Source organism: Ensifer sp. LC163, from assembly GCF_001695855.1.
GTDB lineage: Bacteria > Pseudomonadota > Alphaproteobacteria > Rhizobiales > Rhizobiaceae > Ensifer.
The window spans coordinates 1-389 of sequence record NZ_MBSS01000061.1; the positions used below are offsets into that span (position 1 = coordinate 1).

The 389-nt window shown below is 67.6% G+C and carries 1 protein-coding gene; it reads right to left on the reverse strand.

From position 1 onward, the window contains the following. On the reverse strand, positions 1-389 hold a 389-nt coding region (locus BC360_RS27540; protein ID WP_139110232.1), incomplete at both ends, for an electron transfer flavoprotein subunit alpha/FixB family protein.

The following is a 389-nucleotide window of genomic DNA, read 5'->3' on the forward strand; positions in this document are numbered from 1 at the left end:
GCGACCTGGAAGATCGGCGCCTCCTCGTCCTTGTTGATGGCGACGATGACCTTCGAATCCTTCATGCCGGCCAGATGCTGGATCGCCCCGGAGATGCCGCAGGCGATGTAGAGATCGGGGGCGACCACCTTGCCGGTCTGGCCGACCTGCCAGTCGTTCGGCGCGTAGCCGGCATCGACGGCGGCGCGCGAGGCACCGACGGCGGCCCCGAGCTTGTCGGCAACCGGCAGGATCACTTCCTGGAATTTTTCCGACGAGCCGAGCGCCCGACCGCCGGAGATGATGATCTTGGCCGAGGTCAGTTCCGGACGGTCCGACGACGACAGCGCGTCGGCAACGAAGCTCGACAGGCCCGGATTGGCGGCCGCCGCGATCGTCTCGACCGCAGC